General features: G+C 71.4%; 11 protein-coding genes. 4 read left to right on the forward strand and 7 right to left on the reverse strand.

All coding sequences use genetic code 11. The features are described 5' to 3' along the window. Nucleotides 1-23 precede the first annotated feature (23 nt). From purB to OG247_RS43045, 4 genes are all read right to left on the reverse strand, one after another. The gene (gene purB, locus OG247_RS43030) at nt 24-1,310 is read right to left on the reverse strand and encodes an adenylosuccinate lyase (protein WP_327257952.1); all 1,287 of its coding nucleotides are present in this window, start codon (nt 1,308-1,310) and stop codon (nt 24-26) included. Between the two features lie 62 nt (nt 1,311-1,372). After that, nucleotides 1,373-2,875 (reverse strand): glutamine synthetase family protein, encoded by a 1,503-nt coding sequence (locus tag OG247_RS43035; protein ID WP_327257953.1) that lies wholly within the window; start codon nt 2,873-2,875, stop codon nt 1,373-1,375. A gap of 122 nt (nt 2,876-2,997) precedes the next feature. Continuing rightward, nucleotides 2,998-4,938: a hypothetical protein gene (locus OG247_RS43040; protein WP_327257954.1), complete on the reverse strand. Its 1,941-nt coding sequence runs from the start codon at nt 4,936-4,938 to the stop codon at nt 2,998-3,000. After that, the gene (locus OG247_RS43045; RefSeq protein WP_327257955.1) at nt 4,935-5,264 is read right to left on the reverse strand and encodes a 4Fe-4S dicluster-binding protein; all 330 of its coding nucleotides are present in this window, start codon (nt 5,262-5,264) and stop codon (nt 4,935-4,937) included. Before OG247_RS43045 ends, OG247_RS43040 begins: the two co-directional genes overlap by 4 nt. A gap of 277 nt (nt 5,265-5,541) precedes the next feature. Between OG247_RS43045 and OG247_RS43050 the strand changes: the two genes are divergently transcribed. Further along, nucleotides 5,542-6,393, forward strand: a complete 852-nt coding sequence (locus OG247_RS43050) for an AraC family transcriptional regulator (protein WP_327257956.1) — start codon at nt 5,542-5,544, stop codon at nt 6,391-6,393. A gap of 16 nt (nt 6,394-6,409) precedes the next feature. Here the strand turns inward: OG247_RS43050 and OG247_RS43055 are convergent, their stop codons facing one another. After that, nucleotides 6,410-7,615 (reverse strand): ParB/RepB/Spo0J family partition protein, encoded by a 1,206-nt coding sequence (locus OG247_RS43055; protein ID WP_327257957.1) that lies wholly within the window; start codon nt 7,613-7,615, stop codon nt 6,410-6,412. A gap of 376 nt (nt 7,616-7,991) precedes the next feature. Between OG247_RS43055 and OG247_RS43060 the strand changes: the two genes are divergently transcribed. Together OG247_RS43060 and OG247_RS43065 are read left to right on the forward strand one after the other, a co-directional pair. After that, complete coding sequence (locus OG247_RS43060) at nt 7,992-8,726, forward strand: gamma-glutamyl-gamma-aminobutyrate hydrolase family protein (protein WP_442813698.1); 735 nt, start codon at nt 7,992-7,994, stop codon at nt 8,724-8,726. 249 nt (nt 8,727-8,975) lie between these two features. Further along, nucleotides 8,976-10,517, forward strand: a complete 1,542-nt coding sequence (locus OG247_RS43065; protein ID WP_327257959.1) for an alpha/beta fold hydrolase — start codon at nt 8,976-8,978, stop codon at nt 10,515-10,517. Nucleotides 10,518-10,570: 53 nt separating this feature from the next. Here OG247_RS43065 and OG247_RS43070 read toward each other — a convergent pair whose 3' ends face one another. Next, on the reverse strand, nt 10,571-11,812 hold the full coding sequence (locus tag OG247_RS43070) for an MFS transporter (RefSeq protein ID WP_327257960.1): 1,242 nt from the start codon (nt 11,810-11,812) through the stop codon (nt 10,571-10,573). 78 nt (nt 11,813-11,890) lie between these two features. Here OG247_RS43070 and OG247_RS43075 point away from each other — a divergent pair, with 78 nt between their 5' ends. After that, nucleotides 11,891-13,213 (forward strand): ATP-grasp domain-containing protein, encoded by a 1,323-nt coding sequence (locus OG247_RS43075; protein WP_327257961.1) that lies wholly within the window; start codon nt 11,891-11,893, stop codon nt 13,211-13,213. A 20-nt stretch (nt 13,214-13,233) separates the two neighbouring features. On the opposite strand, the gene OG247_RS43080 is transcribed toward OG247_RS43075, so the two are convergent. Beyond that, nucleotides 13,234-14,031 (reverse strand): phytanoyl-CoA dioxygenase family protein, encoded by a 798-nt coding sequence (locus tag OG247_RS43080; RefSeq protein WP_327257962.1) that lies wholly within the window; start codon nt 14,029-14,031, stop codon nt 13,234-13,236. Nucleotides 14,032-14,063: the final 32 nt, after the last annotated feature.

A 14,063-nucleotide genomic window follows, 5' to 3' on the forward strand; every position in this document is an offset into this window, starting at 1 on the left:
GGGAAGTGCGGTCGCCCGGCGGTTCAGCCCGCCTGCTCGCGCAGCTCCTCCAGCCGGCTGTGGATGACGTGGTGGTTGACGAGGAAGTCCTCGGGGCTGCGGGGGGCCGTCTCGATGCCCTCCGCGCGCAGCGCGTCGGCGAAGTTCTCGCCCTGCTCGGCGGTGCGCCGGGCGGCGGCCTGGACGGCGCGGTAGGCCTCTTCCCGTTCCACGCCCCGCTCCAGGAGCTCCACCAGCACGGAGGAGCTCCACACGAGGCCGTTGGTGTGGTCGATGCCGGCCCGCATCCGTCCGGTGTCCACGCGCAGGTTCTCGATCATGTCCGCGGCCCTGGTGACCTGGAAGTGGGCGACGGTCAGCGCGTCGGGCAGCACGACCTTCTCCACCGCCTGGTGGGCGATGTCCCGCTCGTGCCACAGCGCGACGTCCTCCAGGACCGTCGTGGCGTACCCGCGCAGCAGCCGGGCCAGGCCGACCAGCATCTCGCTGCCGGACGGATTGGCCTTGTGCGGCATGGCGCTGGAGCCCTGGTACGCGGAGGTGCGGCGCTCCTCGACCTCGCGGACCTCGGTGCGCTGGAGCAGCCGGAACTCCAGGGCGATCTGCTCGACGCAGGCGCCGAGCAGTGCGACGGCCTGGATGAGCTGGGCGTGCCGGTCGCGGGCGACGACCTGGCTGGGGCAGGGCTCGATGCCCAGGCCCAGCTCCTGGCAGACGTAACCCTCGACGGCCGGGTCGATCAGCGCGTACGTGCCGACGGAGCCCGAGACCGTGCCCACGGCGACGGCCTCGCGGGCGGCCTCCAGGCGGGCCAGCGAGCGGTCGATGGCGAAGGCGAAGCCGCCGAGCTTGTGGCCGAAGGTGGTGGGCTCGGCGTGGATGCCGTGCGTACGGCCCACGGTCGGGGTGCCCCAGTGCTCGGCGGCCCGGTCGGTGAGGACCTTGCGCAGCCGCTTCACGGCGGCGATCAGCACGTCGCAGGCCCGGGCCAGGATGTGCCCGAGGGCGGTGTCGACCAGGTCGTAGCTGGTCATGCCGACGTGCACCCAGCGGGCCGAGGACTCGGGCATGTCCTCGCAGTAGGCGGCCAGGAAGGACAGCACCTCGTGGTCGCGCTGCCGCTGGATCTCGATGACCTTCTCCGGCGTCGGGACGGGCGCCCGGCGCATGTCGTCGAGCACCTCGGCGGGCACCCGGCCCAGCTTGACCTGGGCCTCGGTGGCGAGGATCTCGACGCGTACGTAGGTTTCGTAGCGGAACTCGTCCGAGAGGAGCGCCGCCATCTCGGGGAGCGTGAAACGAGGGATCATCAGAGGCCTTCGTCGGGTGGGGAACGGTCCGGTCGTCGTGACGGTGCAGCGCCGCCGCGGGGTCAGAAGGCCGCGAAGTACTCGCGCTGCTCCCACTCGGTGACCTGGCCCGGCGCCGGGGACGCGCCCAGCGCCCAGGCCTCGTAGCGGCGCACCTCGCTCTCCTTGAGCTTGGTGAGGACGGCGGTCAGCGGGTCGCCGAGCAGCTTGGCCGCGCGCCCGGTGCGGAAGGCCTCCAGGGCCTCGCGCAGGGACTGCGGGACGGTGTCCGAGCCCTCGCGGGGCCCGTCGGCCGCGCCCCCCGCGAGCCCGTCCAGGCCCTCGAGGCCGGCGAAGAGCTGGGCGGCGACGTTCAGGTACGGGTTCGCGCTCGGCTCGCCGATGCGGTTCTCGATGTGTGCTCCGGCCCCCGAGCCGACCACGCGCAGCATGGCCGTGCGCGACTCCAGACTCAGGCCCACCCGGGTCGGGGACAGGGCGTGCTGCGTGCCCAGGCGCTGGTAGCCGTTGACCGTGGGCACCGACAGCAGGAACAGGTCGCGCAGCCAGTCCTGCAGGCCCTCGGCGTACGCCTTGCTCGTGGGGGAGAGGCCCACCGAGAGCCCCTCGGCGCCGAAGACGTTGCGGCCGGTGGCGGTCTCCAGGACGGACTGGTTCAGGTGCCAGCCGCTCGGGTCCGCCCCGGCGATCGCCGGCTGCGACATGAACGAGGCGTGCAGGCCCCGGGCCGCGCACCAGCGCTTGGTGAAGACGCGGAAGAACAGCATCGCGTCCGCCGTGTCCAGCGCCGACATGGGGTCGAAGGTGGTCTCCACCTGCCCGGGGCCCATCTCGTGCTCCATCGACCGCACGGGCAGTCCCAGGCCGAGCAGGGCGAGGGCCAGCGGGTCGGTGACCGGGGCCACCGTGTCGTACGCGGCGTCCAGGTTGAACTGGTAGCCCGCGTTCATCGCGGCCACCCTCGGGGCCGGGCCCTGCAGGCCGAAGCCGTTGCCCTCGTTGCCCGGCTCGTCGTCCAGGCGCCGCGCCAGGTACCACTCGACCTCCAGGCCGAGTACGGGCGTCAGCCCGCGGCCGGCGTAGCGGTCCAGCACCCGGTGCAGCACGTGCCGCGAGGACAGCGGGTGGGTGCGGCCGTCGCGCAGGTACTCGTCGCCGATCACCCAGGCCGTGCGCGCCCCCTCGCCGGGCAGCACCAGGAAGGTCAGCGGGTCGGGCACCAGCACGAAGTTGCCCAGGCCGGCGATCTCGTCGACGCCGGTGCCGTGCTCGCCCCGGTAGTCCACCGCCGTGGTGCAGGCGGTGTCCTTCAGGAACGGGCCGGGGCTGTAGTTCATGCCGTTGCGCAGCACCCCGCGGAAGGTGCGGGCGGTCAGGGTCTTGGAGCGCACCAGGCCGTGCGGGTCGCCCCACACCAGACGGACGAGGTCGATTCCGTCCAGCCCCGCCTCGATCTGCTCGGCGGCCGCCAGCCGGGCGTCGTCCCACAGCCCGTGCTCGGCGACGAACGCGTGGCTCCCGACGCTGCCCTCCACGGCAGGGGCCGACCATGACCTGGAATACATGACGGGGAGCGTCCTTTCGAGAAGGCCGACAGGGGGCGTCAGGAGGCGAAGCAGGTGGTCAGGGGGCCGGCCCGTCGGTACCCGGGGACGCCCCGGGACGCGGGCGGCCCGCGGGGCGCCGGCTAGGCGACCCGGGGCCGGGCCGGCTCCGGGCCGGCCGCGACCTCGACCGGCGTGCCGGTGACGGACGTCCAGTGCCAGGCCGAGTCGAAGGCCGTCACCCCGGCCTGCTCCCCCTGCTCGGCGAGCACGGCCGCCTGCTGCGTCATCCGGGCGATGAAGGCGGCCACCTGGTGCGCCGCGAGCATCTCCTGCTCGGTGTACGGCTCGCCGTCGGCGCGGACGATGCGCAGGTCCATGAACCCGTTGAAGGGCCGGCCGCACACCTCGACCGACTGGGGGCTGCGGATCGTGAAGCGCACCATGTTGTTGACGTGCCCGTGGTGGTGCTGGTCGGAGAAGTGGGCGATGTCGGGGATGGTGGGCGGCACGAAGTGGTCGCGCTCCAGCACCTTCTGGGTCCGCGGCAGGTTGCCGGCGATGAAGTGCCAGGAGTTGTACTGCATGCGCGAGGACATCGCCCAGGCGGTGTCGGCGAGCGTGGCGAGCGAGTCGCCGTAGTGCCGCCGGGCCTCCTGCGCGGGGACCACGCAGCAGAAGAAGTCCGTGATGCCCCAGGAACTGATCTCGTCCCAGGCCTCCGCGCGCAGCGCGCGGACCAGCTCGGGCAGCGACCGGATGCCCCGGCTCATCGAGAAGTCGGCCCCGAACGCGGCGGTGGTCGCGGCGACCGCCTCGTACACGACCGCCTCCAGACCGGTGCCGAACTCGCCGTGGGGCCGGGCCAGCCAGGCCGGGTCGGTGTCGTCGGCGAGCCGCAGCTCGGCCAGCCGGTCGCCGGCCACGGGCAGCGTGGCGCGCAAGTGGTCGGTGACCTGCCGGTCCCGGTCCGCGGCCACCTCGCCGTACGGGGCCGCGACCCGCTCCACCTTGTGGATCAGGGCGCCGTGGATCTCGCGGTACAGCTGGGCGGTGCGGGTCACCTCGGGGCGGTGCGTGCCCAGCGCCGTGGCCAGGGCCATCAGCGCGTCGATGCCCGCGTCGGGACCGGCCGCGGGGATCCGCTCCCCGCCCAGGGCCCCGTTGTAGTTGCGGCGGGTGTGCTCCAGCAGCCGGCTCACGTTGTCCGGGGTGAGCTGCGAGCCGTTGGCCTCTTCGATGCGGCCGTACCCGGCCGAGCGGATGAGCAGGCTGATGCCCACGACCAGCAGGGCGTCGTGGTCCGACCACAGGTCCAGCGGCAGGCCGGCCAGGCTGCCGAACACGCAGTCCGGGTGGCCCGGCCACAGCGTCTTGCCCACGACCGTGTTGGTGTCGCGGAAGTTCGTGTACTGCTTGTCCTCGATGTAGAGCATGAACGGGGCGGTGCGCTGCGCGCCCTCGGTCAGCTGCGCCAGCAGCGCCTCACGACCCTCGGGGCCCTGCTCCGCCAGCCAGCGGCGGCTGTCGGCCGTGTAGCGGTCGAACCGCTCCTGAGCCGTCGTCACCTCGCGCCGGTACTCGTCCAGGTGCCGCTGGGTCCACGGAACCCGCAGCACGCCGGCGACCAGCGTGTGCTGCTTGGCGAGCGGCTGCTGGGAGGGGACGCGGACGACGACCCGGCCGCCGGTGGTCAGGCCGATCTCACCGAGGAACACGGTGGGCTCGGCGTGCTCGGTGGGGTCGGCGACGGCTCCGGCCGGCTCCCGGACGTCCGCGGACAGGCCGGCGACGACCTTCAGCGCGGCGGCGTCCGCGGTGCGCAGACCGCCTTCCTGGACCTCCGCGGGCACGTGTCCGTCGAGCGTGAGCAGGGTGTCCAGGGCCGAGCGCATGTCGGCGGCGGCCGAGGTCTTGCGCCACACCCGGGCCAACAGCCCGGGAAACCCGGCGTCCTCCTCGCGCACCCGGTCCGGCTTGGGCGTGGCGCCGGCGGCCAGGCCAAGGCGGCTGGGCCGCCGGCTCTGGCGCTTGCGGGCGTTGGCGGCTCTACGGGAGCCTTCGCGGTCTACGGGCGCGGTCATGCGGCACCTTCCCCGGTGAGTGCGATGTGGCTCCACATCGCGTCGTCGGTGGGCGTCCAGTCCTCGTCGACATAGATGCAGTCGACCGGACACTCCAGGACGCAACGGGGGCAGCCCGAGCACAGCTCGGGGATGATCACGACGTCGAGCCCGCGGTCGAAGATCGCGCCGAACTCTTCGGGACAGCTGCGCAGGCAGGTGTCGCAGGTGATGCACTCGGACGTCTCGATGCGCCGCGGGGGCTTGGTCCAGTTGTCGGCGCGGCTGCGCGTGACGATCCGCAGGTCCCGCCCGGACCGCACATCTGACGAAGCGTTGTTTTCCACGGGCATGGACCCCTTTAGACGTCGTGTCGATGAAGGCTCGAACGGACGCTCCGAGCATCCGGGGTTCCTCTCGACCAACTCCTGAACCCCGGTCGGGGCGTGCTGGAGCGTCACGTCCGGCCGTGCGGCCGCGTCGACAGCGCCGCCGGAGCCCGGGGAGGCGTCCGGAACAGGCGCGTTCCCTGGAACCGCCGGCTCCGGATCGCGAGCGGCACTCGAGCTGAGCGCGATGTGCACACGTCAGGCTGCTGATCGGCCTACACGTGGTGAGGTGCGTATGGATACGGCAGTCGAAAGGGCCATCGAGTTCATCCGGGAGCACTACGGTGAGCCCCTGGCCCTTGCACGGATCGCGGAAAGCGCTCTGCTCAGCCGGTTCTATTTCACGCGGCTGTTCAAAGAGGAGACCGGGCTCACCCCGGGCAGGTTCCTGGCCGCGGTCCGCATCCACGAGGCCAAGCGGCTGATCGAGCAGACCTCGATGAGCATCACCGCGGTGTCCTGCGCGGTCGGATACAACAGTCTCGGCTCGTTCACGAACTACTTCACGGCCAGCGTCGGAGTGTCCCCCGGCCGGTTCCGCCGGCTGGTGCGGGACGGGGGAGCCGGCCTGCCGGTGCCGGAGCCCGTCCCGTGGCAGGGCCGGGGCACGATCGGCGGAACCGTCGGTCTGCCCGCGGGCCATGGGAACGCGCGCGTGTTCCTGGGTGCCTTCGCCACGCCCGTCGTCCAGCACCCGTGTGTCGCCTCGGCCGTCTTCGACGTACCGAGCGGCCGGCCGTCCTGCTACTCCCTGAAGGACGTACCCGAAGGGAATTGGCACCTGCTCGCGGTGGCGGTGTCCGACGGCCTCGGGCCCGACCGCGCGGCCTGCCGGACCCCGCTCGTCGGGGGGCACGGCGTGCTGCCCGTGACGGTGACCGCCGACGGCGTCACGAGCGCGGCGGTCCGGCTGCGCCCGAGCCGGCCGACCGATACGCCGGTCCTGCTGGCGTTGCCCGAGCTCGTGCCCCCGGCCACCTTCGTGCCGCCCCCCGGATGTCCGTCCACCACCCCGCGTCAGGGCGCCGACGACCAGCGCCAGGCCGCGGGCCACCTCCGGCTGGTGTCCGCGGCACCGGTGCCGTGACGGGCGTGCCCGCGGTTCACGGCAACATGTCCTGCTTGGTCTTGAGCCCCTCGGCGAGCAGGCTCCACTCCTTGCCGATGCGCTCGGCGATCGGGGCGATGACGCCGAGCCAGTGGGCCGGGACCGCGTCGATCAGCTCCCGCCAGCCGTCGTCCGGCTCGGCGGCGTGCAGCTGCATCCAGCGGAGGAACTCCCGGCCGCCCGCGGTGTAGCGGATGGTGGGATCGGTGGCCATCTTCGCCGCCACCGTCGCCCAGGCCGGAACCTCGTCGGTGCGGTTCCTGCGCTGCGGCGCGCCGCCGATGCCCGGTGCCACCCGCAGCGGCACAGGGGCCGCGCCAACGGATTCGGCGCCGCCGGGAACCTCGGAGGCTGACCGCGGCGGTTCCCCGGCCGGCGGTACGGACCGCACGGGTGGGACGGAGTGGGCGGGGTGGACGGATCGCAGGGGCTGCGGCGCCGCGTCGGGTGTCCGGCAGCCGCTGCGCTCGGGGCTTTCGCCACGCCGCAGCCGGGAGCTCACGTCGTGGACCGTGCCGAGCGACACGTCGGTCTCCCGGGCGACCTGCCGGAGCGGGGCGTGCGGGTGCGCGGCGATGTACTCGGCGGCTCGCCGCCGGCCCTCGCCCGGGCCCACCGGACGCCGCCTGCCGTCCCGGCCGATGCGCTTGCCGTCGAGCGGTGTTCCCTCACCCGGCTGCTCGCGCATCGACGCGATCGTCTTCGCGCTCAGCCCGGTGATGCGGGCGACGGCACGGTCGGACCAGTCAGGGTGGGAACCCAGGACTCGCCGGGCTCCGGACACGCGGTCGGCCTTCGACAGGGGCAGTCCGTGCGAGCCGTTCGCCTTCATGGCGATGACGAGCGCCTCGGAGTTCGAACAGTCGACGAAGCGCGCCTTGATGCTGCTGTCGCCGCGCAGCTTGGCGACTTCCAGCCGGTGCAGGCCGTCGATGATGCGGTAGCCGTCGATCTGGACCAGGACGGGCGGCAGTTCCGCCGAGCCGGCCGCGTCGACGAGAAGCTGGATGTGCGCGGCGTCCGTGCCGCTCTGGCGCAGAGACACGCCCGCCGACAGAGCGCTGACGAGGACGTCGCGGGCGGGAAGCTGCTCGAGGTTCTTCAGATCGAATTCGCTGCGGGCCGACTCGTCGACGCTCTCCGCTCTGACGGAGCCGAACGCGTTCGTGATCAAGATGGCCTGTGCGCTGCTCTGAGCCATTCCTTGACTTCCTCTCTGATGCCGCTGCCGATGAGCGTCGCAGGAGGGGCTCTAGTCGCAGTCGAGGGGAGATTGACTTTTCGTGGACACGCAGAACAGCGGGTGCCCGCCGGTCCGGCGGGCACCCGCTGCCGGTGCGGCGGGGCCGCGAGGTCGTTCGCGGCGGCTTTCGGCTCGATATGAGCGGGGGAAAGCGGTCCCCGTCTGTGGTATCAGGAGGGTCATTCCGTTCAGTAGCTGCCGGCCTGCCGGGTTTTGAACGATGGCCGCCGCTTTACGCACACGGCTATTTTATTGCCGTGGCGACCCTCCGCGGAAGCGGTTGTTTCATCTGCCTATTTTCCTCAGTTGAACCCGGAAACCCGTGAAGGTGGTTATGAAATCATTCGTGAATGATTCGGCGAGCACGGGGCGGCCGGTGATCGGGATCTGTGCGCGGACCGCGCCGGTCACGTTCCAGGGCGACGACATGGTCGTCAGCTTCGCGCTCCAGGCCCACCTGGGCTTCCTGGCCGCGGCGGGCTGCACGCCCCTGCTGCTTCCGCTGCTGCCCGGCGTCGAAGCCATGGCGGACCGGATCGACGGCCTGCTGATCCCGGGTGGCCCCGATGTGGATCCGTCGCTGTACGGCGAGGACCCGCACCCCGGCACGCGGGCGATGACCCCGGACGCCGACCGCGCCGAGCTGGCGCTGATCCGGGCGGTCCTGGACGCCGAGCTGCCCGTGCTGGCCATCTGCCGCGGCATGCAGCTGCTCAACGTGCTGCACGGAGGCTCGCTGCACCAGCACCTGCCCGAGGTCACGGGCCACGACGGCCACCGCCCGAACACGCCGTCCTTCACCCTCGGCGCCCACCCGTTGAAGCTGGAGCCGGGCAGCCGGATCGCCGGTGTCCTCGACGAGGACGCGCCGGAGACGGCCTGCCATCACCACCAGGCCGTCAACCGGCTCGGTGCCGGCCTCACCGTCACCGGCTGGGCCGAGGACGGGACCGTCGAGGCCATCGAAGTCACGGATCGCCCCTTCGCCGTAGGCGTGCAATGGGAGGCGGGATTCACGCCCGACCAACGACTCCATCACGCACTCGTGCAAGCCGCCCGGCGTCCGTAAATCGACTGTCCGTCGAATTTCACAAGATTCCAGCCCCTCAGGATTTCCGTTTCCCGGGATCAGCGCCGCATCAGCCCTGGATGGCAGATTCGGCCATGATCACTCCTGAGGGGTTGGGGCGTATGTGTCGAATTACAAGGAAATTTTAGGAACGAAGCTCAGCGGTTCCTGATGGCTCCAGCCGGTTTCGAGCCGATTCAAAGACCCCGTTGCCACGCTGTGAGCGCCGTGCATTCAGAAGGGGTATTCATGAAAAAGCTCGCATTGGTCACTGCGGTGATCGTGACAGGCCTGTTGGTTCAGGCCGTCGCCCCCGTGGCGGTGGCCGAGGAGGCTGCCGCGCCGGCCACTGGAACGATCGCCTGGTCGCCGTGTCCCGACCCCGACCCGAACCTCGGCGCACTGCTCAAGGGCCTGGAGTGCGGCACGCTGGAGGTACCGCTCGACTACGCCCAGCCCGGCGGCCAGAAGATCAAGGTGGCGCTGACCCGCGCCAAGCACACCGTCGCCGAAGACCAGTACAAGGGCGTCGTGCTGCTGCACCGCGGCCAGTGGCCCGGCCCGATCAGCCGCGACATGCCCACCCGGTACGCCAAGGGCACGAGCGGGCTGGCGAAGGACGTCGGCCCCGCCTACGACTGGATCGGCCTGGACCCGCGCGGCGTCGGGGCCAGCGAGCCGTCGATCGTGTGCGACGCGTCCTACATCAACCCGCTGCTGCCCGACCCCGTGCCGAAGACGGCCGCGGACGAGCAGGCGTCGGTGGCCCGTGCCCAGGCGTACGCCAAGAGCTGCGGCGACAAGTACGGCGACACGCTCAAGCACTTCACCACCAAGGACTCCGCGCGCGACCTCGACCAGATACGGATCGCGCTGGGCCAGGAGCAGATCAGCTACTACGGGATCGACTGGGGCGCCTACCTCGGCTCGGTCTACGCGTCGATGTACCCGACCCGGGTGAAGCGCATGATGCTCGACAGTGTGCCCAGCCCCAGCGGCGTGGGCTACCAGAACCAGATGGCCAAGAACTTCACGGCCGAGCACACCGGCGGGCTCTTCTTCGCCTGGGTCGCCAAGTACGACTCCGTCTACCACCTGGGTACGACCGCGGAACAGGTCGAGGAGAAGTACTACGAGGCCCTGGACACCCTCCGTGCGACGCCCGTCGACGGCAGGATCGGACCGGGCGAGTGGACGAACGTCTTCGAGCAGGTCGTCTACCGCAGCTGGACCTGGGTGAGCCGCGCGAAGATCCTCTCCGACTTCGTGGTGCGCGGTGACGCGACGGCGCTGCGGACCGACTCCCCGACCCCGGGCTTCCCGCAGCAGAACCGCGTCGCGATGACCAACGCGGTCAACTGCTCCGAAGGCCCGTGGCCGAAGAACTGGAACGTCTGGAGCGCCACCCTGGCCGGCCAGTACGCCGCCGGGAACAAGATCCTGACCTGGAACAACGCCTGGTACAGCGCGCCGTGCGCTTTCTGGCCGACGCAGTCGCAGGCCCCGGCGCAGGTCGGCAACAGCAACGTCAACATTCTGCTGGTGCAGCCGCAGTACGACCCCTCGCACGGGATGTTCGGCGCCCTCGACATGCGCATCCGGTTCCCCAACTCCCGTCTCATCGTGGAGCTGGGAGGCCACAACCTCGGCTCGACGCTGACGGCCAACAACAACGCCTGCCTCAACACCTACGCCAGTGACTACTTCCGGGACGGCACCCGTCCCACCTCGTGGTGGGGCATCGACGCCACCTGCCAGGCGGCCGCGGACCCGGTGCCGCCGACCACCTGACCCTCAGCCGAACGGGCCCCGCATGGTCACCATGCGGGGCCCGCCGCGTTTCCTCAGCGCGTCGCGGAGACCGGCCGGTGTGCGTCGGGCTGCTCGGCCTGCTTGGCCGGCTTCGCCCGCCAGGCTCGCCCGGTGTCCGCGGTCGCGGCGGTGACCAGGACCGTGATGCCGGCGACCGCGAGGGCCGCGGGCAGCGGGCCCGCGAGGTCGCACAGCGCGCCCATGACGAGGATGGACACCGCCACGCCCGAGGGCAGCAGCGTGGCCCGCAGCGTCACCACCGACGGGAGCTCCTCATCGGATGCCGAGGCCAGCAGCCGGTTGTTGTAGTGGACGAAGGCCATCTCGAAGAGCACCAGGAACAGTGCGTACAGCGCGATCGTCGGCACCGTCCGGCCGACCGCCACCGCCGCCACCAAGGGCACCATGGGCAGCAGCACCCATGTGGTCGAGGGCACGTGCGCGAGGTACCGCTGGGCCGGCAGGGCGGCGAGGGAGCCGGCGAAGACGGCGACCGCCGACACCGCGACGAACACCCCCACCAGGCGGGTTCCGCCGCCCAGCAGGTGGAGCGGGATCACGGTGACGGCCACCGTGTGGAAGCCCTGCCAGAACGCCACCAGGAGGAAGCGGCTGAAGAGCCGGCGCAGTACGGGGTCCTGGACGCGCAGGCGCGCGCCGGTCTTGGAGGCCGCGCCGTCCTTGGCGCCGGCCACGGCTCCCCCGGGAGTCGACGGCAGAGCCCAGGCGAGGAGCGCCGAGAGCGCCAGCGTGGCCGCGTTCACCGCGATCAGGCCCCGCAGCGACAGGACCGACGAGGCCGGCCCCGCCAGCGCTGCCCCGACGCTGACACCGGTCAACTTGCAGATCTCCGCTACGGTGTTGGCGTGGTCGAGCCGCTGCGACGGGACCACGTTGCGCAGGAGGACCGAGGTGGCCGAGCGGGTGACCGCTTCGAAGAACCCGCGGACGACCACGACGGAGACGGCCACCACGAGGAGCGCCCCGCCCGGCGCCAGGAGCGCGGCCGCGGTCACCAGCAGGCCCGCCGCCTCGGCCAGCCGGACGAGGCCTTCCGGGGCACGCTTGCTGAGCAGCCGGTTGAGCGGAGCGGCCAGCAGTAGCGCGGGTAACCACGGCGCGCTGAGCACGGCTCCCGCGAGCAGTCCCGACCCGGTGGTCGACCCCACGTGCGTGGACAGGGCCACGAGGACCAGGAAATTGCCGCACGTATTGACGAACAGCAGTACGGGCGTGATATGCGGCGAGCGAACGCTCGCGAAATAAGATGTCATCAGCTCTTCCTTCCGGGATCGGAGGATGGCAGAGCTGAACGGATTTCGGCGAGCGGTGGGTCTGTCTATGTTGAACTCATGACAGCAGACAATCAGAGCAGCCAGAGCAGTCAGAGAAGTCGGAACAATCCGTGCGTCGTGATGGTCGACGCCTACGCCGCGGCCCGTTCGCTCGTTCTGGAATTCCTGAAGCAGGGGTGTTCCGTCGTCCGTGTTCAGAGCACGCGTGACGTGCCGTTCGTCTACCTCAAGTCGCCGCACGTCCCGGACGATTTCATCGCCGACATCATCCACGAGGGAGATCTCGCGGCCACGGCCGACGCCGTCGCGGGGTTTTCGCCGATCGCGGTGATCTCGGGCGGCGAGGTCGGGGTGGAACTCGCGGACCTGCTCGCGCAGCGCCTCGGGCTGCCGGGCAACGGCACCGCCCTCAGCACCGCGCGGCGCGACAAGCACCTCATGATCGAGACCGTGCGCGCGGCCGGGCTCCGCGCCGCCCGTCAGCTGCGGGCCACCGATGCGGACGAGCTCGCCGCCTGGCACCGCGAGCTCGGCGGCCGCGTCGTCCTCAAGCCGCCGCGGAGCGCGGGCAGCCAGGGGGTCTCCTTCTGCGACTCCCCGGAGGAGTCCGTCGCGGCGTTCCTGTCCCTGGCCGACGCCGACGACGTCTTCTCCCAGCCCAACAACGGGGCCGTGGCGCAGGAGTACCTTCCGGGCACCGAGTACATGGTGAACACCGTCAGCCGCGACGGCCGCCACCACCTGTGCGACGTCTGGCGGACCACCCGGGTCAGCGCCAACGGCGTCGTCGACCTCTGCGACGCCCTCCTCCTGATCGATTCGGGGGAGCGGGTCGTGGAGTCGCTCAGGGAGTACGCCTTCCGGGTCCTGGACGCCCTGGGCATCGAGCACGGCCCGGCGCACGTGGAGATCAGGATGACCCCCGGCGGTCCGTGCCTGGTGGAGGTGGGTGCCCGGATAGCCGGCGGCGGCATCCCGGCCGGTGCGAGCCTGGGCATCGGCGAGTCGCAGCTGGAGTGGACGGTCGACGCGTACCTGAGTCCCGAGCGGTTCCACGCCCGCGCCGGAACCCCGTACGAGGTGCGCAAGTACTGCGCGATCGCCGGCATGGTCTCGCCGGTGGAGGGCGTGCTCAGCGAGTACCGCGGAATCGAGCGGATCGAGGTGCTGGAGAGCTTCCGCACCCTGCTGACCCCGGTGAAGCCCGGTCAGGAGATCCGCCGGACGGTCGACGACCTCAGCTACCCGGTCATCGTGACGCTGCTGCACGACCTCGAAGAGGTCGTGCAGCGCGACCTGAACACGATCCGCCACCTCGACGGCACCGGGTTCTACGTCCTCGACCACGGGGGCGAGCACCGGAACTCAACGTTCGACTGAGGATCTGCCGCGGTCGAACGTCACACCGGAGCCGCGGCCGGCTCCCACCGGGCCCAGGACGGGCGCGGCACCTTGTAGACGAAGCTGACGGCGGTACGGGGCTCCGTCGCCGTCGTGTTGGGCGCCGAACGGTGCACCACCAGGCCGTCGAACATGACGGCCGAACCGGGCTCGAGGGGCACGGCGACCGGCTCGGCCGTACGGGGCAGGTGCGCGTCCGCGATGTGCGGCTCGACCGCGTTGTCCAGCGGCGCCTCGCCCGGCAGCCGCTCACGGTCCCCGCCGTGCGGGAACAGCCCGAGCGCGTGGGAACCGGGGATGAACTCGAGGCAGCCGTTGCGCGTGGTCGCCGGTTCGAGCGCGATCCAGATCGTCACGATGCCGTGCTCCTCGGCGCCGAAGCCGGGCGGCGCGAAGGCGATGTCCTGGTGCCAGGGCTTGGCCGAGCCCACGACGGGCGGCTTGGCCCACAGGAACGCGTTGACCAGCTCGCCCGGGGCGCCGACGCCCCGGGCGACCGGCCCGTCGGCCAGGCCCAGCGAGCGCTGCACGGCGTCGAACTCCGGGACGTGCTCATGGATGCGGTCGGCCGACCGGAGCACCCCCTGGAGGGCGCCGGCCCCCTGCTGCCAGGCCGCCCATCCGCCGACGCCGGGCGCCTCCAGGACGAACTCCCCGCTGGAGGCCGTGCGGTCGGCGGCGAGCTCCTCGATCCGGCCGACCGCACGCCGGAGCCGGGCGAGCGCGTCGCCGGTCGCGAGCCCCGGGAGCCGTGTGAACCCGTTCTCCCGTATGTCCCGGGAAGCGGTGTCAACCATTCTTTCCTCCTTCTCTGAACGCCAAGATCGCA

This window comes from Streptomyces sp. NBC_01244 (assembly GCF_035987325.1).
GTDB lineage: Bacteria > Actinomycetota > Actinomycetes > Streptomycetales > Streptomycetaceae > Streptomyces.